A 26894-nucleotide genomic window follows, 5' to 3' on the forward strand; every position below is an offset into this window, starting at 1 on the left:
GGCGGCACCAACCGCGGCAACATGGGGGGTGTCAACGCAACACAATCCCCCCATCAAGGCCAACCCGCATCCGCCAAAATCAATCTGCCGCCGCTGTCGGTGCTATTTCTGATGCCCGAGGCGTAAGAAACGGGGAGGAACCCAGATGGAAACGCGCTACAGCAGGCTTGCCAGCCGGACCATGGCCTTTGTTCTGGCGGGGGGGCGCGGCAGCCGGCTGAAAGAGTTGACCGACAACCGCGCCAAACCGGCGGTCTATTTCGGCGGCAAGACCCGGATCGTCGATTTCGCCCTGTCCAATGCGCTGAATTCCGGCATTCGCAAGATGGCGGTCGCGACGCAATACAAGGCGCATTCGCTGATCCGGCATTGCCAGCGGGGCTGGAACTTCTTTCGGGCGGAACGGAACGAATATCTGGACATCCTGCCCGCCAGCCAGCGCGTGGCGGAAAACAAGTGGTACCTGGGCACGGCAGACGCGGTGACCCAGAATATCGACATCGTGGACAGCTACGATGTCGATTACGTCCTGATCCTGGCGGGCGATCATATCTACAAGATGGATTACGAGGTCATGCTGCGCCAGCATGTCGAAAGCGGTGCGGATGTCACCGTGGGCTGCCTGACCGTCACCCGGGCCGAGGCCAGCGCCTTTGGCGTGATGGCGGTGGACGAGACCGGGCGGATCACCGATTTCGTCGAAAAACCCGCCGATCCGCCCACCATGCCGGGCGATCCCGCGCACTGCCTGGCCTCGATGGGGATCTACGTTTTTGACTGGAAGTTCCTGCGCGATCTGCTGATGCGCGATGCCGAGGATCCGAATTCCCACCACGATTTCGGCGGCGACCTGATCCCGCAGATCGTGAAGAACGGCAAGGCGGTGGCCCATCGGTTCACCGATTCCTGCGTCAAGGACAGGCCCGATGCGCCCGCCTATTGGCGCGACGTGGGCACGGTGGATGCCTTCTGGAAGGCCAATATCGACCTGACCGATTTCACGCCCGATCTGAACCTGTGGGATCGGAACTGGCCGATCTGGACCTATTCGGAATCGGTGCCGCCCGCGAAATTCATCCACGACGAAGAGGACCGGCGCGGCTCGGCGGTGTCATCTATGGTGTCGGGGGGCTGCATCATCTCGGGGACCGAGGTGCGCAATTCGCTGCTGTTCACCATGGTGCATTCCAATTCCTATTCCGTGCTCGATCACGCGGTTGTGTTGCCTTATGTCACCGTCGGGCGGCATGCGCGGCTTAGCAACGTGGTGATCGATCGGGGCGTTGTCATTCCGCAGGGCCTGGTGGTGGGCGAAGACCCGGACGAGGACCGCAAATGGTTCCGCGTCAGCGAGGGCGGCATCACCCTGATCACGCAAAAGATGCTGGATGAAAGGGCGAAACATCTATGATCCGCGTTCTGTCCGTCGCCTCTGAATGTGCGCCGCTGGTGAAAACCGGGGGGCTGGCCGATGTGGTGGGCGCGTTGCCCGCGGCGTTGACGACCCAAGGGGTCGATATGCGGGTCTTGTTGCCTGGCTACCCGGCCGTGCGCGCCGCGGCGGCGGATTTCGACTGCGTGTTCGAGATGCCCGACCTGTTCGGCGGCCCGGCCCGGCTGCTGGCTGGTCAGGCGGCGGGGCTGCAACTGTTCGTGCTGGCCGCACCGCACCTTTATGACCGCGATGGCGGGCCGTATCTGGACGCGAACGGGCAGGACTGGGCCGATAACGATGCCCGCTTTGCCGCGCTGTCCTGGATGGGTGCCCAGATCGGGGCCGAGGGCGCGGGCGGCTGGCAGCCCGATGTCGTGCATGCCCATGACTGGCAGGCCGGGCTGACGCCGGTCTACCTGAAGGCCCGTGGCGTGGACCTGCCCACGGTGATGACGGTGCACAACATCGCCTTTCACGGGGTGATGCCGGCCGAGCGTATGGCCGATCTGGCGTTGCCCGACTGGGCCTTTCACCCGGACGGGATGGAATATTACGGCCAGGCCTCGGCGCTGAAGGCGGGGTTGATGTACGCGTGGAAGGTGACGACCGTCAGCCCGACCTATGCCCGCGAACTGACCACGCCCGAATTCGGCGAGGGGCTGGACGGTGTCATCCGGGCGCGCGGGGCGGACGTGACGGGCATTCTGAACGGCATCGACGAGGCCGCCTGGAACCCTGCCGCCGATCCCAATATCGCTGCATTCAAGGTGCCGCGCGGCAAGGTCAAGACCCGCCGCGCGTTGTTGGATGAACTGGGCCTGCCCGAGGGGGATGGCCCCCTGTGCGTCGTGGTATCCCGCATGACCGCGCAAAAGGGGCTGGACCTGCTGCTGGAGGCGCTGCCGGGCCTGCTGGCGCGCGGCGGGCGGCTGGCGCTGCTGGGATCGGGCGAACCGGCATTGGAAGAGGCCTGGCGCGCGGCGGATGCGCGCCACGAGGGCGTCGCGGTGCGCATCGGCTATGACGAGGCGATGTCGCACCGGCTGATTGCGGGGGGGGATGCCATCCTTGTCCCCTCGCGGTTCGAGCCTTGCGGCCTGACCCAGCTTTACGGGCTGCGCTATGGCACGGTGCCTGTGGTGGCGCGGACCGGCGGGCTGGCCGATACGGTGATCGACGCCAACCCCGCCGCCCTGGCCGCAGGCGTCGCAACAGGCATCCAGTTTGCCCCGGTCACGGCCGGGGCGCTGGCGATGGCGCTGGACCGGCTGTGCGATCTGCATGCGCAGCCCACGCTCTTTGCCCGGATGCAGCGCAACGGGATGCGCGCGCCGGTGGGGTGGGGGGACTCGGCCGCGGTCTATGCCGCGCTATATGCCGGGATGTTGCCCGAAACATGACCCTTCCCAGCAAGATGCAGGCCGGGCGGCCCGATCCGCTGGGGGCCCATTTCGATGGCGGGGGGGTGAACTTCGCCATCTTCTCGGAACATGCCAGCCGCATGATTCTGTGCCTGTTCGATGCAACCGGCCAGCATGAGATCGCCAATTTCGACCTGCCCGAATGCACCGAGCATGTCTGGCACGGCTATCTGCCCGGGCTGACGCCGGGCCAACCCTATGGCCATCGCGCCCACGGCCCCTATCGCCCGGACGAGGGGCACCGATTCAACCCGCACAAGCTGTTGCTGGACCCCTATGCCCGGCGGATCACCGGGCACCCGATCTGGCACGACGCATTGATGGGCTATGAGGTCGGCGCGCCACGCGCGGACCTGAGCTATGACAAGCGCGACAGTGCCCCCTACATGCCGCGCGCCATCGTGGTGGCGCCCAGCTATGACTGGGCCGACGATGCGCCGCCCGGCACGCCGCTGACCGACACGGTGATCTACGAGGCCCATGTCAAGGGTCTGACCTCCCGTCATCCGCGCGTCCATGCGCCGGGCAAGTACCGCGCGCTGGCCTCTGACCCGATGCTGGAACATTACGCGCGCCTTGGCATCACCGCGATCGAGTTGTTGCCCATCCATGCCTTTCTGAACGACCGATTCCTGGTCGAAAAGGGGCTGACGAATTACTGGGGCTACCAGACGCTATCCTATTTCGCCCCCGATCCGCGCTACATGGAAACCGGCGATATATCCGAGTTTCAGCGCATGGTCGCCCGGCTGCATTCGGCGGGGATCGAGGTGATCCTGGACGTGGTCTACAACCACACCTGCGAGGGCAACGAGATGGGGCCGACCCTGTCGTTCCGGGGCCTGGACAACGCGTCCTATTATCGGCTGGCCGACGACCGGCGGCATTACGTCAACGACACCGGCACGGGCAACACCCTGAACACGGGTCACCCGATGGTGCTGCGCATGGTGATGGACAGCTTGCGCTATTGGGTCGAGGTGATGCATGTGGACGGCTTCCGCTTTGATCTGGCGGCCACGCTGGGGCGGATGCCGCACGGGTTCGATGCCCGCGCCCCGTTCTTTCAGGCGATCCGGCAGGATCCGGTGCTGAACCGGGTGAAGCTGATTGCCGAGCCTTGGGATATCGGTCCCGGCGGCTATCAGTTGGGGGCCTTTCCCGCGCCGTTTTCCGAATGGAACGACAAGTTTCGCGACGGCGTGCGCCGGTTCTGGCGCGGCGATCCGGGGCGGGTGCCCGATCTGGCGGGGCGGATCACCGGTTCCGCCCAGCAATTCGACCATTCGGGGCGGCCGGCCACGGCCTCGGTGAATTTCGTCACCGCCCATGACGGGTTCACCCTGGCCGATACGGTCAGCTACCTGTCCAAGCACAACCTCGCCAATGGCGAGGATGGGCGCGACGGGCATAACGCCAACTATTCCGACAATTTCGGGGTGGAGGGGCCAACCGACGACCTCGCGATCCTGTCGGCTCGCGCGCAGCGGCGGCGCAACATGATGGCCACGCTGATGTTGTCCCAGGGCGTGCCGATGATCCTGGCGGGCGACGAGATGGGTCATACCCAGCAGGGCAACAACAACGCCTATTGCCAGGACAACGCGACGGCCTGGATCGACTGGCAGACGGTGGACGACGAATTCGTGGATTTCACCGCCCGCATGATCGCGTTTCGCAAGGCGCACCCGATCCTGCGGCAGAAACTGTTCCTGCATTCGCGCGAACGGGCCATCGACCGGATCGAGGATCTGTTCTGGCGCCGCGCCGATGGCGAACCCATGCGCCGGGCGGATTGGGACGATCCCGACCTGCGCGTGATCGCGGTGGAAATGCGCACCGCGTCGGGCACCCCGGAATACGCCGATCTGGAATACGCGATCTTTGCGGTGTTCAACGCGGGCGAGGCGGTGACCGTCACCGTCCCCGAGGCGCCAGAGGGGCAGGGGTGGAGCCTGCACCTGGACAGCTCGCGCCCCGATCTGGCGCCGCAGCCGGTCGGCGGTGCGCTGGACATGCCCGCCGAGGCGGTCGCCGTACTGGTGCTGGAGCCTGCCGAATGACCGCGCTGGAGGCCCTGGCCCAGGCCGCCGGGGTTCTGCCCCGCTACCATGACCTGACAGGGCAGGAGCATGTGACCGACCCCGAAACTGTCCGCGCCCTGCTGTCGGCCATGGATCTGCCCGCCGCGTCCGAGGGGCAGGCCGCCCGGACGCTGGCCGACTGGCAGGCGCGCGCGGCTGCCTGTGCCCTGCCCGAATGGGTGGTGGTCGAGGCGGGAACCGCCCCGGTGCTGCACCCGGCGCGGGGCGGGGCCTGGTACCTGTTGTTGGAGAACGGCACCGTGCATGATGGCGCCGCCGACGACCGGCTGGCCCTGCCGGTTCTGCCGTTGGGCCTGCACCGGCTGGTGCTGGCGGGGCAGGAAACCACGCTCTTGTCGGCGCCGCCCGCGCTGCCGCTGCCGCCGCGCGGCTGGGGGGTGATGCTGCCGCTTTACGGTCTGCGCGATGCGGCGACCGGGGGCTTGGGCGACTATGACGATCTGCGCCGCGCGCTGGAGGGGATCGGCGGGCTGGGCGCGGGTTTCGTGGGCATCAACCCGATCCATGCGGGGTTTCCGACCGATCCGGGCGCGATCAGCCCCTATTCGCCGTCGTCGCGGCGGCGGTTCAACGTGGCCCATATCGCCTGTCCGGGCGAGGGGGCGGAACCGGGCCGCGATCTGGTGGACTATCCGCCCGCCATTGTCGCCCGCCTGGCCTGTCTGCGCGCAGCCTTTGCGGCGCTGGACGCGCAGGGGCAGGCCGATCTGGCCGCTTTCCGTGCGGCCCAGGGCGCGGCGCTGGACCGCTTTGCCATCCATCAGGCGTTGTCGGACCGCTTCGGCGCTTACTGGTGCGACTGGCCTGCCGATTACCGCGCGCCCGACGGCCCCGCCGTGGCGCGTTTCGCGGCTGAAAATCCGCAAGAGGTCGCCTTTCACGCCTGGCTGCAATCGCGCGCTGCGGTGCAACTGGCCGGGGTGCGCGATGCGGCGCGGGCGCAGGGCATGGCCCATGGCTTGTATCTGGATCTGGCGGTGGGCACCCACCCGGCCGGGGCCGAAACCTGGGCCGATCCCGGCCTGTTCGCGCGGGGCGTATCGCTGGGCGCGCCGCCCGATCCCTTTGCCCCGCAGGGCCAAAGCTGGGGCCTTGCCCCGATGATCCCGCACGAACTGGCCGCGCGCGGTTTCCGCCCGCTGGCCGAAACCCTGCGCGCGCAGCTGGAATTCGCCGGCGCCCTGCGCATCGACCACATCCTGGGGTTCGAGCGTGCCTTTTGGGTGCCGGGGGACGGGCCGGGGGCCTATGTCGCGATGCCCAAACCCGCCCTGCTGGCCGTCGCACGGATAGAGGCCGCGCGCGCCGGGGCCGTTCTGGTGGGTGAGGATCTGGGCGTCATCCCCGAGGGGTTGCAGGATGCGCTGGCGGCCTCTGGGCTGCTGGGGTGTCGGCTGGCCATGTTCGACCGCGACATTCACGCCTGGCCCCAGGCCGTGCTGGGCAGTTTCGGCACCCACGACCTGCCGCCGCTTGCCGGGTGGTGCGCGGGTGCCGATATCGACTGGCACGAAAAGCTGGGCCATATCCCGCCCGAGGCCGCCGGCGCCGCCCGCGCGCAGCGACAGCGCGATCTTGCGGACCTGTCGGCCCGTGCAGGTGGCACGGATGCCGAGGCGCTGCACCGTTGGCTGGCCGCGTCACCAGCCCGCCTTGTGGCCTTGCAGATCGAGGATATTCTTGGTGCCACGGCACAGGCCAACCTGCCCGGCACCGTGGACAGCCATCCCAACTGGCGTCGCCGCATCGGTCCGGCGCCGGGCGCGTTGGGGCAAAGCGACCAATTGGCCCGGGCCGCCCGGGCGATGCAGGACCATGGACGATAGGAGCGCCGGAATGGAACAGCTTACCGTTGCGACCACCCCGATCGAGGGGCAAAAGCCCGGCACCTCGGGCCTGCGCAAGAAGACGCGCGTCTTCATGCAGCCACATTACCTGGAAAATTTCGTGCAGGCGATCTGGACGGCCATTGGCGGCGTTCAGGGCAAGACGCTGGTTCTGGGCGGCGACGGGCGCTATTTCAATGACCGCGCGGCGCAGGTGATCCTGCGCATGGCCGCGGCGGGCGGCGCGGCGCGCGTGATCGTGGGGCAGGGGGCGATCCTGTCCACGCCCGCGGCGTCGAACCTGATCCGGCAGCGGCAGACCGATGGCGGCATCATCATGTCGGCCAGCCACAATCCCGGCGGCATCGACGCGGATTTCGGGGTCAAGTTCAACACCCCCAATGGCGGCCCCGCGCCCGAGGATGTGACGAACCGCATCTATGAGGCGACGACCAAGCTGACCGCCTATGAGATCCTGGAAAGCCAGGACATCGACCTGTCCACCCTGGGCGAAACCCGGCTGGGCGACATGGTGGTCGAGGTCGTGGACCCGGTCGTCGACTACGCCGCGCTGATGGAGCAGCTTTTCGATTTCGACGCCATCGCGCGGCTGATTGCGGGCGGTTTCACCCTGCGCTTTGACGCGATGCACGCGGTGACGGGGCCTTATGCCAAGGCGATTCTTGAGGATCGGCTGGGCGCAGCCCCCGGCAGTGTGATGAACGCCACCCCGCAACCCGATTTCGGCGGCGGCCATCCCGACCCCAACCCGATCTGGGCAAAGCCGCTGGTCGATCTGGTGATGGGGCCCGACGCGCCCGATTTCGCCGCGGCCTCGGACGGGGACGGGGACCGCAACATGATCCTGGGCCGGGGCGTCTATGTCACGCCATCCGACAGCCTGGCCGTGCTGGCCGCCAACGCGCATCTGGCGCCGGGCTATGCCGACGGGCTGAAGGGCGTTGCGCGGTCCATGCCGACCTCGCGCGCGGTGGATCGTGTTGCGGTGGCGCGTGGGCTGGACTGCTATGAAACGCCGACGGGGTGGAAATTCTTTGGCAACCTGCTGGATGCGGGCCGCGCCACGCTGTGCGGCGAGGAAAGTGCCGGCACCGGGTCCGACCATGTGCGCGAAAAGGACGGGCTGTGGGCGGTGCTGCTGTGGCTGAACATCCTGGCGGTCACCGGCCGGTCGGTCGCCGAAACGATGCAGACCCACTGGGCGGAATTCGGGCGCAACTACTACACCCGCCACGATTACGAGGCGCTGGACAAGCAACTGGCCGAGGGGCTGATGAACGGGTTGCGCGTCCGCCTGCCGGACCTGCCGGGGCAGGTCTTTGCCGGGCGCCGCGTCGCGCAGGCCGACGAATTCGCCTATGACGACCCGGTGGATGGCAGCCACAGCGCGGGCCAGGGGCTGCGCGTGGTGTTCGAGGGCGGCGCGCGGGTGGTGTTCCGCCTGTCGGGCACGGGCACAGAGGGCGCAACGCTGCGCGTCTATCTGGAGGATTTCGTGGACGATCCCGCGCGGCTGGACATGGCGCCGGAAACCGCCCTGGCCGATGTGGTGGCCGCGGCCGATCAGATCGCGGGCATCCGCACCACCACCGGGCGCGACGGGCCGGACGTGACCACCTGACGGGGGCGGCTCAGCCCTCGGGATAGGTTTTGCGGCAGGCGGCCAGCCGGCGCGCGGCGCTGCGGGCCAGGTCTTGGCGCTTGGCCTGCAACGAGGTCAGCTTGCGCCGCTCGGCGCCCAGGTCCACGGCGACGGGACGCTCTCGATAGGTGGTTTCGGAGCGGTTGCACAGGGTCATGCCCACCCGGTTGTCGTCCAAGGGGGCGCCATAGCAGACCTGCAGGCGCGGGCGGGTGACAGGCTCGCGCTGCAAGGCATATCCGCGCGCAAGCGTCTGTTCGGTCTCTGCGATCAGCGCGTCCATCACGCGCAGATCGTGCAGCGCGTCGCGTTCGCAGGCCGCGCGCGGGCTGGTGCAGGCAACCAGTGCCAGGGGCAGTAGGACAAGAATGGCGCGCATCGGAAACTCCGGTCGTGACGGGGCGCAGGATACCCGCCCTGCGGCGTCGCGCCAACACTGCGGCACAGTGGCACAGCCCGGGCAAAGCTGCTAGGCCAAGGGCGGGAGACAGGGAGACACGCCGATGACCGAACAGTTCGACCAGCACAAGACGCGGGCCAGTGCCTGGTTCCGCAGCCTGCGCGACGATATCGTTGCCGCCTTTGAGGGGCTGGAGGACGCGCAGCGCACCGGCCCCTGTGCCGACCGCCCCGCCGGGCGGTTCGAGCTGCGCGAAACACAGCGCAAGGCCGAGGACGGGTCGGACGCGGGCGGCGGGTTGATGAGCGTGATGCGCGGCGGTCGGGTGTTCGAAAAGGTCGGTGTGAACGTGTCCACCGTGCACGGGGTGCTGGGTAAGCGGGCGCAGGCGGCGATGGCCGCGCGCAAGGATTTCCCCGGCATGTCGGACGACCCCCGCTTCTGGGCCAGCGGCATCAGCCTTGTCGCCCATATGCAGAACCCCAACACCCCTGCGGTGCATCTGAACACGCGGATGTTCTGGACGCCCCATGGCTGGTGGTTCGGGGGCGGCACCGACCTGAACCCGTGCCTGCCGTTCGAACAGGATACGGCAGACTTCCACGCCGTGTTGCGGGATCATTGCGACCGCCACGACCACAGCTACTATCCCCGGTTCAAGGCCTGGGCGGACGAGTATTTCTTTGTGCCCCATCGCGGGCGGGCGCGGGGCGTCGGCGGCATCTTTTTCGACGATCACAATACCGGCGACTGGGAGGCGGATTTCGCCTTTGTCAGCGATGTCGGCCGGGCGTTTCTGCCGGCCTTCGTGCCGCTGGTCGAACGCCGCCGCGATCTGCCCTGGGGCGAGGATGAGCGCGCCGCGCAACTGGCGCATCGCGGCCTCTATGCCGAATACAACCTGATCTATGACCGGGGCATCAAATTCGGGCTGGAAACCGGCCACGACATCGACGCCATCATGATGAGCATGCCGCCGCTTGCCAGTTGGCCCTGAGCGCGCAGCATCCCCCCAACAAGAGCGAAAAACGACATTCATTGTCGCTATTGGGCGTCCAACGGTTGGATTCCGCGGGGCACTGACCTATGGTCCCGGCGTAATCATGGGGAAGCATACGACATTCACCGGCCATCATGCCGGGACGCACCGGCGCCACCGTTTCGGTGCGGGTGCAAATCGCCGCGCCCGGCGTGGCGGGGTGTCGGTCGTTACCCGTGATGCATCCCGGCACCTTCCAGGTCGGGACCACAGATTGAACTGCGTCTTTCCGCGGACGGGCATCGCCAGTGTGGCGGTGCCGGTTTCCCGCGGGGGCGCCAAAGCTGCCCAAAGGAGTATCCGATGAAACAGATCACCGCTGTAAGCGCCCTGGCATGTGCCCTGGCCATTCCCGCCACCGCGCAGGCCGATTGCGGCGAGGTGTCGATTGCCGAAATGAACTGGGCCTCGGCCTCGGTCGTGACCGCGGTCGAAAAGTTCCTGCTGGAACAGGGCTATGGCTGCACGGTCAAGACGGTGCCCTCTGATACCGTTCCCGCCGTGACCTCGATTGCCGAGAATGGCGAGCCGGACACCGTGTCCGAAATGTGGGTGAACTCCACCGGCGAGGTCTATTCCAAGCTGAAAGAGCAGGGCAAGATCGAGGAGCTGGGCAAGATCCTGAACCCCGGCGGCGTCGAGGGCTGGTGGATCCCCTCCTACCTGGCTGAGGAACACCCCGAGCTGACCACGATCGAGGGCATCCTGGCCAATCCCGAACTGGTGGGCGGCACCTTCAACAACTGCCCCGATGGCTGGGGCTGCCGCATCGTCAACGACAACCTGATCCCGGCGCTTGGCCTGGAAGAGGCGGGGATCGAAATCTTCAACCACGGCTCGGGCGAGACGCTGGCCACCTCCATGGCCTCGGCCTACGAGAACGAGGAACCGTGGTTCGGCTACTACTGGGCGCCGACCGCGCTGCTGGGCAAGTACGACATGGTGTCGGTCGACCTGGGCGAATACGACGCCGAGGCGCATGAGGCCAACCAGACGCCCAACAATCCCGACCCGAAACCGTCGGCCTTCCCGGCGGCGCCGGTTCTGACCGTCGTCACCACCGATTTCGCCGAGCGTGAACCGGAAGTGGCCGATTTCCTGAGCAAGATCAGCTTCGACGTGGACGCCATGAACGGTGTCGTGGCCTGGATGGATGAAAACGGCGCCTCGCCGGAAGAGGGCGCCGTCTACTTCCTGACCTCGCACCCGGATGTCTGGTCGGGCTGGCTGAACGACGCGGCGCGCGAAAAGCTGGCCGCTCTGCTGAACCAGTAAGCGCGACCCTGGTCGCCGGACGGGCCTGCCCTTGCGGGCCCGTCTTCGTTTTTCGATGGGCGCCAAAGCCCGGAGATGGAGAACCGAAGAATGGCAAGCTACGATTTCTTGTTCGATGGGCTTGGGTTGCGCGAGTGGTGCGACGCGGGCAGTTCGCAAGCCCCGATGTCGATGGCCGATCTGATCGGCAAGAGCCAGGGCGGGGATGCGCCCGCGCGCTCGATCTGGGACCTGCCCTTTCCCTCTATGGACGCGCTGAACGATGCCTGTCCGAATTTCCCCCAGGCCCGCGAACTGACCAAGGGTTTGGAAAACGGCTTTCTGTCCATCAAGGACGGGCTGAGCCTTTTTCTCGACCCGCTGACCCAGCCGCTGAGCTGGTTCCTGGAGGGCGCGCTGTGGCTGTTCCAGACCGTGCCGTGGTTCGTGATGATCCCGCTCTTGCTGCTGGTGGTGCAACTGGTGGCGCGCTCTTTCGGGCTGGTGCTGTTCGTCGCGGCGTGCATCGGGTTCTTGGCCTTCATTGACCATTATGACTACGCGATGCAGACGCTGGCGATCATCTTTGTCTGCGCGTTCCTATGCGTTCTGGTGGGGGTGCCCATCGGCATCGCCATGTCACGCAGCAACACGTTCCAGAACATCACCATTCCCATTCTGGACATGCTGCAAACCCTGCCGCCCTTCGTCTATCTGATCCCGCTGATCTTCCTGTTCTCGGTGACGGAACCGAAGCTCTACGGCATCGCGATCATCCTTTATGCCATCGTGCCGGTGATCCGCCTGACCAACCTGGGCATCCGGCTGGTCGACAAAGAGGTGATCGAGGCCGCCGACGCCTTTGGCATGACCTCCTGGCAAAAGCTGAAGGGCGTGCAGATCCCGCTGGCGCTGCCCAACATCATGGCGGGCGTCAACCAGACCATCATGATGAGCCTGGCCATGGTCGTGATCGCCTCGCTGGTGTCGGCCCCGGGCCTGGGCGTGTTGGTGCTGCGCGGTATTCGCAACCTGGAACTGGGCGTGGGCCTGGTGTCCGGCCTGGGCATCGTGCTGCTGGCCGTGGTGCTGGATCGCGTGACCAAGGCGGCGCTGGCGCGTGTCAACGCCGCGCAGAAACAGTGAGGGCTGCCCGATGAGCGAAGATATCAAGGTATCCATCCGCAACCTTTACAAGGTTTTCGGCGCCGAGCCGCAGGCCGCGATGGAGCATGTCCGCGCGGGCATGGACAAGGCCGACCTGCTGGAAGAGCACGGCCACGTCCTGGGCCTGAAGGACATCAACGTGGACATGCACGCGGGCAAGATCACCGTCATCATGGGCCTGTCCGGGTCGGGCAAGTCCACGCTGATCCGGCACCTGAACCGGTTGATCGAACCCACGGCCGGCGAGGTCATCGTCAACGGCGAGGACGTGCTGGCCTATAACGAGGAACAGCTGCGCCGCCTGCGCCGCGAAAACATGTCGATGGTGTTCCAGAAATTCGCGCTGCTGCCGCACCGCACCGTTCTGGAAAACGCCGGCACGCCGCTAGAGGTGCGCGGCTACGAACGCCACGAATGGGAAGACGAGGCGCGCAAATGGCTGAACCGCGTCGGGCTGGAGGGGCAGGACAACCAGTTCCCCCACCAGCTGTCCGGCGGCATGCAACAGCGGGTGGGTATCGCTCGCGCGCTGACCTCTAACGCCGACATCATGCTGATGGACGAGGCGTTTTCCGCGCTGGACCCGCTGATCCGCACCGACATGCAGGATCTGCTGCTGGAATTGCAGGAGGAACTGCACAAGACCGTGGTCTTCATCACCCACGACCTGGACGAGGCGCTGAAGCTGGCCGACCATCTGGTCATCCTCAAGGATGGCGAGATCGTCCAGCAGGGCGAGCCGCAGAGGATCCTGCTGCACCCCAACGATCCCTACATCGTGGACTTCATCTCGGACATCAACCGCGCCCGCGTGCTGCGCGTCCGCTCGGTCATGCAAAAGACCGACCAGCCCCGGCCCGGCATGGCCGGAGAGGTGGACGCGGACGACACGCTGGAATCGGTGATCGCCCTGTCCGAGGGGGATACCGCGCTCAGCTATCGGGTGATGCGCAACGGCCAGCAGGTCGGCATCCTGTCGGTCAAGGAACTGGTGCGCGCGCTGGTGCCCACCGCCGCGGCCGAGGATGGGATCCGCGCCAAGGCGGGCTGACCCCATGCCCCGGCCGCGCCTGGTGCGGCCGGGGCGTTACCGATCCGGCTGGTCCGGGTCGGCCACATGCACCCGCGTTCCCCAATCCCGGCAGCGCGCGGCCAGGTCCACGTGCGGGGCGGCGTCGGTATAGAACGTGTCGATCTCGGCCAGGGATGCGATGCGCGCCGGGGCCGTGCGGGCGAATTTCGAACGATCCGCCACCAGCACACTACGCCGCGACTGGCGCAGGATGGCCTGACTGACGCCGACCTCTTGTATATCGAAATCCAGCAGGTCGCCGTCGCGGTCCAGCGCCGAACAGCCGATTACCGCCAGGTCGAATTTGAACTGTCGGATGGTGTCGGCGGCCAGGGTGCCCACCAACCCGCCATCGGCGCGGCGCAGGCTGCCGCCGGTCAGCACGACCTCGCATTCGGGGTTTTCGGCCAGGATGTTGGCCACGTTGATATTGTTCGTCACCACCATCAGGCCGCGATGGGTGCGCAGGGCGCGGGCCACGGCCTCGGTGCTGGTGCCGATGTTCAGGAACAGCGAAATGCCCTCGGGCACCTCGGCGGCGCAGGCGCGCGCGATGGCGGCTTTGGCCGCGGCGTTCAGGCTGCGGCGGTCGTTGTAACCGATATTGCTGGTGCCCGAGGGCAGCACCGCTCCCCCATGCACCCGTTCCAGCCGCCCCGCGTCGGCCAGATCCGCCAGATCGCGGCGGATGGTTTGCAGCGTGACGCCAAAGCGCGCGGCCAGATCCTCGACCGTGACCCGCCCCTCGCGCCGGGCGATATCCAGGATTTCGGGCTGGCGAAGGGATTGAGACATGGTTCCGTGTTCGTTTTTGCGCGGAAAACAGTTGCAGCTTTGCAATCCGCGCGCAAGGGTCCGGATTTGCGGGTGTGGATGGGCGTTTGGGGCTGTTTCAATCACAAAACGAACATAAGCGAAAATTTCATTTTAAGATTCGCGCATCCTCTGGCATCACGGGGGCACAGGATGTGGGGGCATGGCCATGACCGACCGAAACACGATCAGCGATCTTTTCATCATCGGGGGCGGCATCAACGGCTGCGGGATCGCGCGCGACGCGGCCGGGCGCGGGCTGTCGGTAACGCTGGCCGAGCAGGGCGATCTGGGCGGCGCGACCTCTTCGGCCTCGACCAAGCTGTTCCATGGCGGCCTGCGCTATCTGGAGTATTTCGAGTTTCGCCTGGTGCGCGAGGCGTTGCAGGAACGCGAAACCCTGCTGCGCGCGATGCCGCATATCAGCTGGCCGATGCGCTTTGTCCTGCCGTGGCAGGCGGGCATGCGCTTCGACGCGCAGACCCCCGCCGCGCGGCTGCTGGGGCGCGTTATGCCCTGGGCGCGCGGGCGCCGTCCGGCCTGGATGATTCGGCTGGGGCTGTTCCTGTATGACAATCTGGGCGGTCGCAAGATCCTGCCCGGCACCGCGACGCTGGACCTGTCCCGCGCCCCCGAGGGGGCGCCGCTGGCGGACGGGTTCGCACGCGGTTTCGAATATTCCGATTGCTGGGTGGACGATGCGCGGCTGGTGGTGCTGAACGCCCGCGATGCCCAGGCGCGCGGCGCCCGCATCCTGCCGCGGACCCGCGTTATCTCGGCCCGCCAGGCCGGGGATCTGTGGCAGGTGGAAACCGAGGACACCGAAACCGGTACCCGCGAAACGCATATGGCCCGCGCGCTGGTCAATGCCGCCGGGCCGTGGGCAGGCACCGTTCTGCAGGATCGGCTGGGCGTGCAGACGCCCGACCGCGTGCGCCTGGTGCGTGGCAGCCATATCGTCACCCGCCGTCTGTTCGATCACGACAGGGCCTATATCATGCAAGGCCCCGATGGCCGCGTCGTCTTTGCCCTGCCTTATGAGGACGATTTCACCCTGATCGGCACAACGGATGCGGAACAGGCCGATCCCGACCAACCCCCGCGTTGCAGCCTGGCGGAACGGCGCTACCTGCTGGAATTCGTCAACCGCTACCTGCGCCAGCCGGTCAGCGACGACGATGTCGTCTGGAGCTTTGCCGGACTGCGCCCGCTGTATGATGACGGGGCGGCCAGTGCGTCGGCGGCGACGCGCGATTACGTGCTGCGGCTGGATGCGGACGGCGCGCCGCTGCTGAGCGTTTTTGGCGGCAAGATCACCACCTATCGCCGTCTGGCCCAATCCGCGCTGGCCCGTCTGGCCCCGCATTTTCCGGGCGCGGGCGGCGACTGGACGGCGGGCGTTCCCCTGCCCGGCGGCGATTTCCCGGTGGATGGTCAGGCCGCGCTGGCCGCCGATCTGTGCACGCGCTACCCGTTCCTGAGTGCGGCCTGGGCGGATCGCCTGGTGCGCACATACGGAACCGAGACCGCCGATCTTCTGGGCCGGGCGCGCAGCGCCGCCGATCTGGGCCGCGATTTCGGCGCCACCCTGACCGAGGCCGAGCTGCGCTGGCTGATGCGCCATGAATACGCCCGCACCGCCGACGATGTGCTGTGGCGCCGGACCAAGCTGGGCCTGCGGCTGTCCCGTTCACAGGCCATGGCCGTGGACGCGTGGATGACGGCGCAGGGCGCCGGTGCGCCTGTGCAACATGTCGCGGGGCAAGTCGCGATCTGACACGAACTTGTCATGTGCCGCCGCTACCCGGTCTGGAAACGTTTTCAGCGGTGAAAGGAATGGCCATGACCCTTGCGATGGGTGGTCTCACGTCCCTTGGGCGCATTCCCGGTGCGGTCGCGCAGGCTGTCCCCGTTTCGGTGACGGCGTCCCTGCCCAAGCGCATTCTCATCGTCAGCGATGCCTGGGCGCCCCAGGTCAACGGCGTGGTGCGCACCTACGAACATCTGGGCGCCGCCCTGCGTGCGCGTGGCGTGGATCTGCGGGTGATCGGCCCGGCCGAATTCCGCAGTGTCGCGCTGCCCTCGTACCCGGAAATCCCCCTGGTGCTGAATGCGGGTGCCGCGCTGGCCGCCAAGATCGAGGAATTCGATCCCCAGGCGGTGCATATCCCGGTCGAGGGACCGTTGGGCTGGGCCGCGCGGGCCTGGTGCCGTCGCAATGGTGTGGGCTTTTCCACCGCGTTTCATACCAACTTCCCCGCCTATCTGGCCGTGCGCACGCCGCGCGCGTTGCGGCGCCCGGTCTCGTCGGCGTCGGTGGCGATGCTGCGCCGGTTTCACGCGCCCTCGCACCATATCTACGTCGCCGCCCCCTCGATCGAGGCGCAGCTGCGCGACTGGGGCTTTGCCAACCGGATTGTTCGCCTGTCGCGCGGCGTGAATTTCGACCAGTTCAATCCCGGCGCGGAACGCCCCGCCACGGCGGACGGCCCGGTGATGCTGTATGTCGGGCGCGTCGCGCCCGAAAAGAACATCGAGGCGTTCCTGAAACTGGACCTGCCCGGGCGCAAGGTCGTGGTCGGCGACGGCCCCAGCCTGCCCGCCCTGCGCGCCCGCTACCCCGAGGTGGAGTTCCGCGGCGTGCTGACCGGCAAGCCGCTTGCCGATGCCTATCGCGCGGCGGATGTCTTTGTCTTCCCCTCGCGCACGGACACCTTTGGCAACGTAGTGATCGAGGCGTTGGCCAGCGGCCTGCCGGTGGCGGCCTATGACACGCCCGGCCCGCGCGACATCATTGCCGGCGACCCGCTGCTGGGCGCCATCGACGATGACCTGGGCCGCGCGGTTCGGCGCGCGCTGGCCGCCCCTGGTACGCGGGCGGACCGCTTTGCCGTGACCAAGGTTCGCTACAGCTGGGACGAGGTCGCGCGCGTGTTCCACACCCATGCCGCGGAGATCCAGAGATGAGCGAGCCCGCGCCCCGCAAGGTGCGCAGCGTCTTCGTGTCGGACCTGCATCTGGGCTACAAGGGGGCCGATATCGCGGCGCTCAACGGCTTTCTGCGGGCGCATGATTTCGAGCGGCTCTATCTGGTGGGCGACATCCTGGATGGCTGGAAGCTGGAAAAGCGCTGGTACTGGAACCGCGACTACAGCGAATTTCTGGACAGCCTGCTGGCGCTGCGCCGCCGGTCGCGGATCACGCTGATTACCGGCAACCACGACGAACGGCTGCGCGACATGCTGGCGATCCTGTTCCGCCCGGTGCTGCTGCGCAAATACGGCATCCGGGTCGAGGAACGCATCGTCCACCGCGCCCGCGACGGGCGGCAGTTCCTGGTGATGCATGGCGACCAGTTCGACGGGGCGCTGACGCGGGGCAGTTCCAAACTGGCCGATCGGGCCTGGTCCTTCCTGGTGGAACGCGCGCTGGTCCGGCCGCGCCCCAGCGAGCCGCCCACAGGCCCGCAGGATGGCCGCCGCTGGTCGCTGGGCAAGGAGATCGCCAAGAACGCGTTGAACCTGGCCAACCGCTTTCACCAGCGCGCCCTGCGCCGGGTGGCCGAGGATGGGCTGGATGGGATCGTGTGCGGCCACAGCCACCTGCCGGTGCTGCGCGAACAGCGCGGGCTGTTGCTGGCCAATTGCGGATCGTGGACCGGGGCCAAGGCCCCCGGAGAGATGCACACCGCCCTGGTGGAAACACTGGAAGGCCAGTTGGAAATGATAGAATGGCCGGCGGCGCGCCCGGTGCCGGGGCACCCCCGGCTGCGGTCCCTGCCGCCCCGTCAGCCCGGCACCCGTCATCCCGACGCCGCGCGGCTGGTGCGCATGATCCATGCGCTATGGTCGTCGCCGCATGTGGCCGAACCCGCCGCCGGCACGCCTGCCCTGACCGCGCCCGACCCGGCGCCGGTGACCGGCGACCGGGTGCTGCGCCAGACCACCGCCTGACCCTGCCTAACCGCCCTGGGCGGGCGTGTTCGACAGCAGGCCATCTGCCGCGATGCCACGCTTGCCGGCGCTGTCGCGCACCCCGGCGCGCAGGATCGGGCTGCGCTTCAGCAACCGGCGGAACCGCGCCTCGTCCAGTTCCAGCAGCATGCAGGGGGCGATGGCGCGCACCTCGGTTCGGCGCGGGCGTTGCATCAGCACGGCCAGCTGGCCGAACATCTCGCCCCGGCCCAGCCGCCAGGTCTGGCCCGCGCGCTCGACCTCGACCGCGCCCGACGCGATGAAAAAGACCTGCCGCGGCGGGGCGTCCTTGCGCAGGATCACCTCTCCGGCATTGACGTAGCGGGTCTTCAGCGCCTTGCACAGACGGCCCAGCCGGTCCTCGTCCAGGTCGGCGAACAGGGGGAATTTGCGCACCATTTCCATACCGCTCATCGCCAGGTCCAGCCTGGGCTGCTCTTCGGCGGCGGCGCGGCGCGCGGTGATGTCCTGCATCAAGGCGGTATACAGTTCCGGCCCGATCAGCCCGTCCTCGCGCATCAGTTCGTATTCGCGTTCCTCCAGCCGCAGTGCGGTGCGGCGGATCAGGCGGCGTTCCAATTCCTCGGCATGGCCGGGATATTGCAGGCGCAGCCCCTCCAGCGCGGTTTCCACCGCCTCGATCCGGCGCGACAGCAGGTCGTGCAGCAATTCGGCCACGCGCCGGCCATGGATGCGTCGGATGCGCCCGTCGATGAAGCCGCCCAGATCGCGCAGGATCAGCCGTTTTGACAACAGCCGTTCGAAACGGTTCGCGGTCAGCCGTTCCAGCGGGCGCGACAGGCCCAGCCGGTTGTGCAGGAACACCGCCCCGCGGAAGGTGCGGCGATAGGCCAGCCCATACCGCGCGGCCCGCTTGTAGCCCAGCCGTCCGCCGGTGCGCGCGCCCTCGATCAGGCGGTCGGCGTCGGATAGCAGGCGCTCGGCCAGCCGTGACGATACCGTGCGTTCGCGCAGCCGGGCCACCACGGCGTCGCGTTCGGCGCCTGCCAGCGCGATCAGCCCCAGCGTGATCCGGTCGCGGTCCTGGATGTCCTCGTTTTCCTCGGTGGCTTTCACCGCCTGGTCCAGCCGCTCGCCGAACTGCTTGGCCTCGGCGCGGACGGTGTCGTGTTCCAGTTCGTAGGTTTCGGTGGTGCGGGCCACGTCCTCGCGCACGGTTTGCAGGGCCACGGCGACCACCTGCCGCGACAACGCCTGATCCAGCGGGGACAGCCGTTCCAGCCCCAGGGCCCGGATCACCGGGCGCAGGGTGATGCCCTGCACGATCAGGGTGAACAAGGTAAAGCCGGTGGCCAGGATGCCGACCACGCGCTTGACCTCTAGCGGGACGCGGAAACTTTCGGTCACGGCCAGCGCCAGGGCCAGGGTGACAGCGCCGCGCAAACCGCCCCACAGGATCGCCACGCGATAGCGGCGTTCCACCGCGGGTGACGCCCGCATCAGTGTCAGCAGCGGCAGCAGGCCGAACAGGATGACCGCCCGCGCGGCAATGGCCGCGGCGATGACAACGCCGACCAGCGCGATGTCGTTCAGCCGCACCTCTTCCAGCAGGCGGGGGATCAGCAGGGCGGCCAGGATAAAGATCAGCGCGCCCGCCCAATGGGCCAGCAAATCCCAGATCTCGCGCAGGTTGGCCCAGGCCTGCGGCGGCAGGCGGCCCGGCCCCGTCAGGTTCAGCGTCAGCCCCGCCGCGACAACCGCGATCACGCCCGATGCGCCGACGCTTTGTTCCGCGCCGATATAGGCCAGGTAGGGCAGAGCGACCGAGATGGTGATTTGCGCCAACTCATGCCGCCCGAACAGCCCCATCAGCCAGACCGCCACCCGCGCGGCCAGCCATCCCGTTGCCACGCCCCCGGCGATCAGCACCGGGAACCGCGCCAGCGCATCGACCAGCCCCGGATCGGGCACGCCCAGCATGACAAAGCCCATGAAGAGCCCGAACAGCGCAATGGCGGCGGCATCGTTCAGCAGGCTTTCGCCCTCGATGATGCGCGACAGTCGCCGCGGCGCCGACAGCGAGCGAAAGATCGACACCACCGCCGAGGGGTCCGTGGTGGACACGATCGCGCCCACCAGCAGGCAGGCGGCCAGGGGCAGCGGGCTGACCCAGGCCAGCGCATAGCCCACCGCCAGGGTGGCCACCACCACCGCGACGACCGCCAGCACCAGAATCGGCACCCAGTCATCCAGCATCCGCCGCAGGTTCATGCCCAGCGTCACCTGGAACAGCAGTGTCGGCAGAAAGACATAGAGGAACACGTTGGACCGGATCGGCAGGGCCAGGATCGCCTCTGCCACCGGGTTGAACGCGCCGCTCATCCCGCTGCGCAGCAGCAGCGTTGCCCCGGCCGCAATCAGGATACCCAGGATCGCCAGGATCACGCTGTAGGGCAGCCGCGCCCAGGCGGCCAGCGGCTCGGCCAGGGCGATCACCACGAACAGCGCGGCAACAACGGTTGTCAGGACGACGATATCCATATCTCCGGCCTAGCGCGATTTCGCCGGGTCGGGAATGGTTTTGCGCACCTCGGATGCGGTGGCGCGGTGCCGCGCCTCAGAACATGGCGTGTTCGCCCAGATCGACGGTTTCTTCGCCACGGATCAGCCGCCCGTAATAGTCCCGCAGGGTTTCGGTGCCGGCCTCGGGCGTGGCGTCGGCGTCGTATTGGCCGGTGGCGGGGTCCAGCACCAGCATCGACTCGGTCGCGTAGTATTTTCCGATCCGGGCGAATTCCGCCTTGGCGCGCAGTTTCGGCGACACCCGGCCCAGGGTGGACAGCACGGTGATAATGACATCCATCATTGCCACCGGGACATGCTTGAATTTCGGCTCTTTGCCCAGCAGGCCGAACAGCATCTCGCCCTGTTCCAGCGGGGTAATGGCGGGGCCGGGGCCGCCGATGGGCAGGATGGCGTTCTGCCGGGCCGGGTCGTCCAGGCATTCGGCGATATAGGCGCCCAGGTCGGCATCGCTGATCGGCTTGCACGCGGTCAGCCGCCCATCGCCGAACAGCAGGAAAGGCTTGCCCTGTTTCACCCGTTCCACCTGACCCGACAGCGATTTGAAGAACGCGGTCGGTCGCACGATGGACCAGGTCAGGCCCGATTTCATCAACTCGTCCTCAAAGGCCAGCTTGGCCCTTTGGAATTCCAGGTCGGGTTTCTGCACACAAATCGCCGACAGCAGCACGAATTGCGCAACCCCCGCCGCCCGGGCCGCGGCCAGCGCGTCGGAATGGGCCTTGTGGTCGATGGCCCATGAATCGCGAGGCGCCCCCGTGCGCGAGGCCAGGCACGACACCACCGCATCGAACCGTTCGCCGCGGAACCCGTCGTGGGCCAGCGATCCCGCGTCGGTCACGTCGCCGGTGCGGATTTCTACGCCCTCTGGCAGGCCGCGGCGGGGATCGCCCTGCGCGCCGGGGCGGGTGAAACACACCACCTGATGCCCGCGCGCGGCCAGCGCCGCCACCGTGGCCCGGCCGATCGTGCCCGTGGCCCCCAGCATCAGGACGCGGCGCGGGGTGGGGGCGGTGTCGGGCATGGTGCGGTCTCCGGGCTGGTGGCTATCGCGCGCCAGCTTAGGCAAGCGGGCCGGGATGATGAAGGGGCAAACCCGCCCTGCGGCGGCGCGACCCGGCTTGCGGCGGGGCCGGATTTGCGGTTCTCTCGCGCAGCCCTGAGATGGAGGTTCCCCGATGTTTGACACCGTTCCCGGTCTGATGGACCAGATCCGCGCGCGCTTTGCCCATGTGGACAGCTGCCCCTTTACCGGCGAGCGGGTGTTTTTCGAAAACGCCGGCGGCGCGCTGACGCTGAATTCCGTTGTGGAAACCTCTGCGAAATTTGCTGCGATCCCCGACAACCAGGGCCGCGCGAACGGCGCCGCCGCCGCACTGATGGACGTGATCGCCAAGGCGCGCGGGGACATGGCCACGTTCTTCAACGCGCCCGGCGGGCAGTTCATCGTCGGCGAAAGCGGGACGGAACTGCTGTTCCGCCTGATCGGGGCGGCCTGCCTGGGCACTGGGGCGGGGCGGGTGCTGGGCTCTACCCTGGAACACCCGGCCTCGCGCAGCGCGGCAAACCGCTATGCGCCGCTTTCGGGCAAGGCGCATGTGCTGGTCGCCCATGACGATGCGACGGGGTCGGTCGATGCGGCGGCCTATGTGCCGGACCTGACGCCCGATACGCAGGTGGCCACGATCCTGCATACCTCGCCCGTTACGGGTATGGGCGTGGACATCGCCGCCATTGCCGCCGAAATCCGCAAGGTCGCGCCCGAGGCCTATATCATCGTGGACGGTATCCAGCACGCCGCCCACGGGCGCATCGATCTGTCCGCCTGTGACATCGACGGCTATGTGATTTCCCCCTACAAGGCGTTTTCGCGCCACGGCTACGGCCTGGCCTGGCTGTCCGACCGGCTGGCCGCGCTGCCCCATGACGGGCTGATGAACGCGCCCGGCGCCCCGTGGGAACTGGGCACGCGCGATACCGGGGCCTACGCCACCTTTTCCGACGTGGTCGCCTATTTCGACTGGCTGGGCGGGAATTTCACCGACAGTGACGAACGCCGCACCCGGATCGAGGCCGCGGGCCGCGCCATCCACGCGCATGAGGCCCGGCTGACCGAGGCCATGCTGCACGGCACCGGCAACCTGCCCGGCCTGGCGCAGATCGAGGGGATCAGCGTTCTGGGCGGCATCGACAATCCGCGGCGCGAGGGGCTGGTTTCCTTTGCGCTGGCGGGTGTGCCGGCGGTCGATATCGTCGAGAAACTGAACGCCGCAGGCATCCGCACCCACACGCGCAAGGCGGATCACTACTCGGGCAACATCCTGGACCCGCTGGGGCTGGACGGCTGCGTGCGCGTGTCGCTGTGCCACTACAACACGGAAGAGGAGGTCGCCCGCTTCCTGGCCGCAATGCGGGATATCGCGGCGGGGTAGGGGCGGCGCGGGCGTCTTGCCCGTCCAAGAACGTGCGATTTGTGCTAGTCTGCGGATGGGTTGATCCAGCAGGGGAAGATCGCATTGCTTTCGCAGTCACTCCGCCTTTTCGGGGCCGCCATCCTGATTGCCACCTTGCCGGGGGCAAACTCTGCCCAAGCGGATATGGATGTCGCTGCCATACCGGCCTGGCTGGCCCCCCATGTGGGCACGGGCGAGGGGCAGATCGCGCCCGTGGTGCTGGACCGCGCGCGGGCGCTGTATCAGCGCAAGCGGGACGCGGGCGCGATAGCGAATTCCTGCTATCTGGCGATGGATGCCACGCGCCCCAGCACCGCGCCCGATGGTGAACCGGCCGGGCGGTTCTACGTTATTTGCGAGGCGGACAAGACGTTCCGCGCGGTGTCCTCGGGCTATGGCAACGGGCGCAAGCTGCGGCGCGCGGATTTTTCGAACGGCCGGGAATGTGCAAGGCATTTCAGCAATGCCGAGGGGTCCAAGCTGACCATGGGCGGGGCCTATGTGACGGCGGAAACGCGGACCTCGTTCAAAGGCTATTACCGCGAGGCGGGCGAAAAGCGGCCCTTCCATCGCACGTTTCTGCTGTTCGAGGGCGAGGGAGAGACCGAAAACGCGCGGGAACGGGAAATCGGCGGGCATCAGGCGGTGTTCCTGAAATGGCAATGCCGGTTCGAAAATCCCGACAGTGCCTACGCGGATGACCAGGGCTATGTCCCCTTTGGACGGCTGGTGAACTATACCGGCGGGCGCAGCAATGGCTGTACCAGCTGGTCGCCCGATGCGTCGGAAGAGATTATCGGCCTGGTCGAGGACAACCCCACAACGCTGTATATCTACCCCGAGTCGCGCGATATCGACGCGGTGGCAAAGGCGGTGCGCAACGGCGGCGCGCTGTCGGGCAGCGGGCCCTATTGGAACACGACCTGCCTGACGGAAATCGGCGCGCCGAGGTTTTGGCCCAAGCGGACGCTTCAGCCGATCATCGACGAATGGCGGGCCGGGCTGCCGAAACAGCCGCCGCTGGTCCTGCCGATCTGCAAATAGGGCGGCCTAACCGTCGCCGAACGGGTCGGGGTCATAGCCGACCCCGGCCAGATACAGCCCCTGCGGCGGGCAGACCGGGCCGCAGGCGGCGCGGTTGCGGGCCTCCAGCGCGGTTTTCACGTCCTCGGGCGCCCAAGCCCCGGCACCGACCCGTTCCAGCGTACCGACAAAGCTGCGCACCTGGTTGTGCAGGAAACTGCGCGCGCGGACGTGAAAGCGGAACTCCGCCCCGCCGGGATAGGGGTGTTCCGAAATCTCCAGCGCGTCCAGCGTCTTGACCGGGCTGGCCGCCTGACAAAGCGAGGCCCGGAAGGTCGTGAAATCGTGCCGCCCCAGCAGATACCGCGCCGCCGCCTGCATCGGCGCCAGCGCCAGCGGATGGCCCACCTGCCAGACAAGGCCCCGGTCATGGGTGACCGGCGCCCGGCGGCTGACCAGACGAAACAGATAACGGCGTTCGTGGGCGGAAAACCGGGCGTGGAAATCCTGCCCCACCCGCGCGCAGGCGACGACCGAGACCGGGTCGGGTTTCAGGTGGTAGTTCAGCGCCTGCGCCAGGCGGAAGGGATCCCAGTCCTTGCGCAGATCGCAATGGGCCACCTGCCCCAGGGCGTGCACCCCCGCATCCGTGCGCCCGGCCGCCGCGATAGAGGGCACGTCCGATTCCAGCCGCGACAGCGCGCGTTCCACCGCCCCCTGAACGGATGGTTGATCGGCCTGGCGTTGCCAGCCGGAAAACGGCGTGCCGTCATATTCGATTTTCAGTGCGTAACGGGGCATGGCGGGGGGTTACCGCGACAACGCATCCATGGCAATCGGCGCTGTCGGGGGCTGGCAGGACGGGCCTGACGTGCTTAACTGATGTGACAGAAATGTGAGGGCGCATGGTTCGGATCGGCGATATCGCGGACGGGATCGGGCGGGGCGTGGAAACGTTCTCGGCCAGCGTGTCCGAAACCTTCCTTGAACCGGTGGTGCGGCTGGGCGTGACCGGCCTGTCGCGGGCGGGCAAGACGGTGTTCATCACCTCGCTGGTCGCCAACCTGATGGAACGGGGGCGCATGCCGCAATTGCGCGCGGCGGCCTCGGGCGGGATCACGGCGGCCTATCTGCGGCCCCAGCCCGACGACACGATTCCCCGGTTCGATTACGAAACGCACCTGTCGGCGTTGACCGGCACCGCGCCGCACTGGCCCGAGTCCACCCGCGCGGTATCCGAACTGCGCCTGTCGCTGAAGGTGCGGCCCTCGGGGCTGATCGGGGCGGTGCGCGGGCCGCGCACGGTGCATGTGGACATCGTGGATTATCCCGGCGAATGGCTGCTGGACCTGGCCCTGCTGGACAAGACCTATTCCGGCTGGTCCGCCGATATCCTGTCGCGCATGGGCCAGCGCCCGGGCGGCGATGGGTTCCGCGTCATGCTGACCGAAACCGACCCGACCGCCGAACTGGACGAACCGCACGCCCAGGCCCTGACCGGCGCCTATACCGAGGCGCTGAAAGAGGCGCGCCTTGCAGGCTTTTCCGATTGTTCGCCGGGTCGATTCCTGTTGCCCGGCGATCTGGCGGGTTCGCCCGTGCTGACCTTTGTGCCGCTGCCCGAACCGGACCGCCCCACGCCGCGCGGCAGCCTTTGGCGCGAGATGGAGCGCCGCTTTGAGGCCTATAAGCGCGAGGTGGTGAAACCGTTTTTCCGTGACCATTTCTCGCGTATCGACCGGCAGGTCGTGCTGGTGGACGCCTTGGGCGCGATCCATGCCGGGCCCCGCGCGGTCGAGGATCTGCGCCTGGCGATGACGGAAATCCTGGGCGCCTTCCGCCCCGGCCGCAACCCGTGGCTGAGCGCGCTGCTGACCGGGCGTAAGGTGGAAAAGATCCTGTTCGCCGCGACCAAGGCCGACCACCTGCACCACACCCAGCACGCCCGCCTGACCGCGATCATGCAGGAGTTGATGCGCGACGCCCGCCGCCGCGCCGATTTCGCGGGTGCGGACACCGCGGCCATGTCCATCGCCGCCCTGCGCGCCACGGTCGAAGAGATGCGCACCCACGAGGGCGAGGAACTGGCCTGCGTGCGCGGCAAGCTTTTGGAAACCGGGCGGCAGGCGGCGCTTTATCCCGGTGAGTTGCCCGAGGATCCCGCCGTGTTGCTGGAACCCGCCCGCGAAGGGGCCGCGGCCTGGCTGGAGGCCGATTACAACATCATGCATTTCGCGCCCGCCGAGCTGACCCTGCGCCCGGGCGAGGGGCCGCCGCATATCCGGCTGGACAAGGTGGCCGAATTCCTGCTGGGGGACCGCCTGCGATGACCAAGCGGCCGGTTCTTTTCGATCTGGACGGCGATGACCCGGATCGGGACAAGCGCGCAGCAGAAGAGGCGCGCGCCAAGGCCGCGCAGGCCGAGCGAGAGCGCAAGCAGGCCGAGGAAGAGCAGGCCGAACGCGACCGCCTGGCGCAGCAAGCGGCAGAGCGCGCCCGCGCCGAGCAGGCCAGGGCCGAACGCGAGCAGGCCGCCCGCGAACGGCAAGAGCGGGAACGCGCACGTCTGGAACAGATCGCCCGCGAGCGCGCCGCCCGGGAACAGGCAGCCCGCGAACAGGCCGCGCGCGAGAAGGCAGAGCGCGAGCGGCAGTTGCGCTTTCAAGCAGAGCGAGAGCAGGCAGAGCGGGAGAAAGCCGCGCAAG

General features: G+C 67.6%; 20 protein-coding genes. 15 read left to right on the forward strand and 5 right to left on the reverse strand.

Translation table 11 applies throughout. The features are described 5' to 3' along the window. The first annotated feature begins 145 nt into the window (after positions 1 to 145). From glgC to EV656_RS11675, 5 genes are read left to right on the forward strand one after another with little or no spacing between them, the layout of a single operon-like run. Positions 146 to 1411 carry a glucose-1-phosphate adenylyltransferase gene (gene glgC, locus EV656_RS11655; RefSeq protein WP_132604135.1) on the forward strand — a complete coding sequence of 422 codons (1266 nt, stop codon included), beginning with the start codon at positions 146 to 148 and terminating at the stop codon, positions 1409 to 1411. After that, the gene (gene glgA, locus EV656_RS11660) at positions 1408 to 2835 is read left to right on the forward strand and encodes a glycogen synthase GlgA (RefSeq protein WP_132604138.1); all 1428 of its coding nucleotides are present in this window, start codon (positions 1408 to 1410) and stop codon (positions 2833 to 2835) included. The genes glgC and glgA overlap by 4 nt, the downstream gene beginning before the upstream one ends. Beyond that, positions 2832 to 4919, forward strand: coding sequence for a glycogen debranching protein GlgX (gene glgX / locus EV656_RS11665; RefSeq protein WP_132604141.1), 2088 nt, complete (start codon positions 2832 to 2834; stop codon positions 4917 to 4919). Before glgA ends, glgX begins: the two co-directional genes overlap by 4 nt. After that, positions 4916 to 6787, forward strand: a complete 1872-nt coding sequence (locus EV656_RS11670) for a 4-alpha-glucanotransferase (RefSeq protein ID WP_132604144.1) — start codon at positions 4916 to 4918, stop codon at positions 6785 to 6787. The genes glgX and EV656_RS11670 overlap by 4 nt, the downstream gene beginning before the upstream one ends. 10 nt (positions 6788 to 6797) lie before the next feature. After that, positions 6798 to 8429 (forward strand): alpha-D-glucose phosphate-specific phosphoglucomutase, encoded by a 1632-nt coding sequence (locus EV656_RS11675; protein WP_132604147.1) that lies wholly within the window; start codon positions 6798 to 6800, stop codon positions 8427 to 8429. 10 nt (positions 8430 to 8439) lie between these two features. On the opposite strand, the gene EV656_RS11680 is transcribed toward EV656_RS11675, so the two are convergent. After that, a complete protein-coding gene (locus EV656_RS11680; RefSeq protein WP_132604150.1) occupies positions 8440 to 8829 on the reverse strand; it encodes a hypothetical protein in 390 nt (129 codons plus the stop codon). 124 nt (positions 8830 to 8953) lie between these two features. Between EV656_RS11680 and hemF the strand changes: the two genes are divergently transcribed. The 4 genes from hemF (at position 8954) to EV656_RS11700 (ending at position 13361) form a co-directional block, all read left to right on the forward strand. Further along, on the forward strand, positions 8954 to 9847 hold the full coding sequence (gene hemF / locus EV656_RS11685) for an oxygen-dependent coproporphyrinogen oxidase (RefSeq protein ID WP_132604153.1): 894 nt from the start codon (positions 8954 to 8956) through the stop codon (positions 9845 to 9847). Positions 9848 to 10192: 345 nt separating this feature from the next. Then, positions 10193 to 11164 (forward strand): ABC transporter substrate-binding protein, encoded by a 972-nt coding sequence (locus tag EV656_RS11690; protein WP_132604156.1) that lies wholly within the window; start codon positions 10193 to 10195, stop codon positions 11162 to 11164. 90 nt (positions 11165 to 11254) lie between these two features. Beyond that, entirely contained in the window at positions 11255 to 12289 is a 1035-nt protein-coding gene (locus EV656_RS11695) for an ABC transporter permease (RefSeq protein WP_132604159.1), read from the forward strand. Positions 12290 to 12299: 10 nt separating this feature from the next. Continuing rightward, entirely contained in the window at positions 12300 to 13361 is a 1062-nt protein-coding gene (locus EV656_RS11700) for a quaternary amine ABC transporter ATP-binding protein (protein WP_132604162.1), read from the forward strand. A gap of 36 nt (positions 13362 to 13397) precedes the next feature. Here the strand turns inward: EV656_RS11700 and EV656_RS11705 are convergent, their stop codons facing one another. Next, complete coding sequence (locus EV656_RS11705) at positions 13398 to 14177, reverse strand: DeoR/GlpR family DNA-binding transcription regulator (RefSeq protein ID WP_132604165.1); 780 nt, start codon at positions 14175 to 14177, stop codon at positions 13398 to 13400. Between the two features lie 181 nt (positions 14178 to 14358). Between EV656_RS11705 and glpD the strand changes: the two genes are divergently transcribed. The 3 genes from glpD (at position 14359) to EV656_RS11720 (ending at position 18148) form a co-directional block, all read left to right on the forward strand. Next, entirely contained in the window at positions 14359 to 15972 is a 1614-nt protein-coding gene (glpD, locus tag EV656_RS11710) for a glycerol-3-phosphate dehydrogenase (protein WP_425057178.1), read from the forward strand. 65 nt (positions 15973 to 16037) lie between these two features. Further along, positions 16038 to 17162: a glycosyltransferase family 4 protein gene (locus EV656_RS11715; RefSeq protein ID WP_200276755.1), complete on the forward strand. Its 1125-nt coding sequence runs from the start codon at positions 16038 to 16040 to the stop codon at positions 17160 to 17162. Continuing rightward, complete coding sequence (locus EV656_RS11720) at positions 17159 to 18148, forward strand: UDP-2,3-diacylglucosamine diphosphatase (protein WP_132604168.1); 990 nt, start codon at positions 17159 to 17161, stop codon at positions 18146 to 18148. The genes EV656_RS11715 and EV656_RS11720 overlap by 4 nt, the downstream gene beginning before the upstream one ends. A 6-nt stretch (positions 18149 to 18154) precedes the next feature. Here the strand turns inward: EV656_RS11720 and EV656_RS11725 are convergent, their stop codons facing one another. Both EV656_RS11725 and EV656_RS11730 read right to left on the reverse strand, forming a co-directional pair. Then, positions 18155 to 20671, reverse strand: a complete 2517-nt coding sequence (locus tag EV656_RS11725; RefSeq protein WP_132604171.1) for a cation:proton antiporter — start codon at positions 20669 to 20671, stop codon at positions 18155 to 18157. A gap of 76 nt (positions 20672 to 20747) precedes the next feature. After that, positions 20748 to 21737, reverse strand: coding sequence for an NAD(P)H-binding protein (locus tag EV656_RS11730; RefSeq protein WP_132604174.1), 990 nt, complete (start codon positions 21735 to 21737; stop codon positions 20748 to 20750). A gap of 154 nt (positions 21738 to 21891) precedes the next feature. Between EV656_RS11730 and EV656_RS11735 the strand changes: the two genes are divergently transcribed. Both EV656_RS11735 and EV656_RS11740 read left to right on the forward strand, forming a co-directional pair. Beyond that, complete coding sequence (locus EV656_RS11735) at positions 21892 to 23145, forward strand: aminotransferase class V-fold PLP-dependent enzyme (RefSeq protein WP_132604177.1); 1254 nt, start codon at positions 21892 to 21894, stop codon at positions 23143 to 23145. A 165-nt stretch (positions 23146 to 23310) separates the two neighbouring features. Continuing rightward, positions 23311 to 24210 carry a murein L,D-transpeptidase catalytic domain family protein gene (locus EV656_RS11740; RefSeq protein ID WP_200276758.1) on the forward strand — a complete coding sequence of 300 codons (900 nt, stop codon included), beginning with the start codon at positions 23311 to 23313 and terminating at the stop codon, positions 24208 to 24210. 6 nt (positions 24211 to 24216) lie between these two features. On the opposite strand, the gene truA is transcribed toward EV656_RS11740, so the two are convergent. Next, positions 24217 to 24990, reverse strand: a complete 774-nt coding sequence (gene truA / locus EV656_RS11745; RefSeq protein WP_132604180.1) for a tRNA pseudouridine(38-40) synthase TruA — start codon at positions 24988 to 24990, stop codon at positions 24217 to 24219. Between the two features lie 104 nt (positions 24991 to 25094). Between truA and EV656_RS11750 the strand changes: the two genes are divergently transcribed. Further along, positions 25095 to 26519: a YcjX family GTP-binding protein gene (locus EV656_RS11750; RefSeq protein ID WP_132604183.1), complete on the forward strand. Its 1425-nt coding sequence runs from the start codon at positions 25095 to 25097 to the stop codon at positions 26517 to 26519. The last annotated feature ends 375 nt before the right edge of the window (positions 26520 to 26894 follow it).

Origin of the sequence: Rhodovulum adriaticum (assembly GCF_004345735.1) — a bacterium.
GTDB lineage: Bacteria > Pseudomonadota > Alphaproteobacteria > Rhodobacterales > Rhodobacteraceae > Rhodovulum > Rhodovulum adriaticum.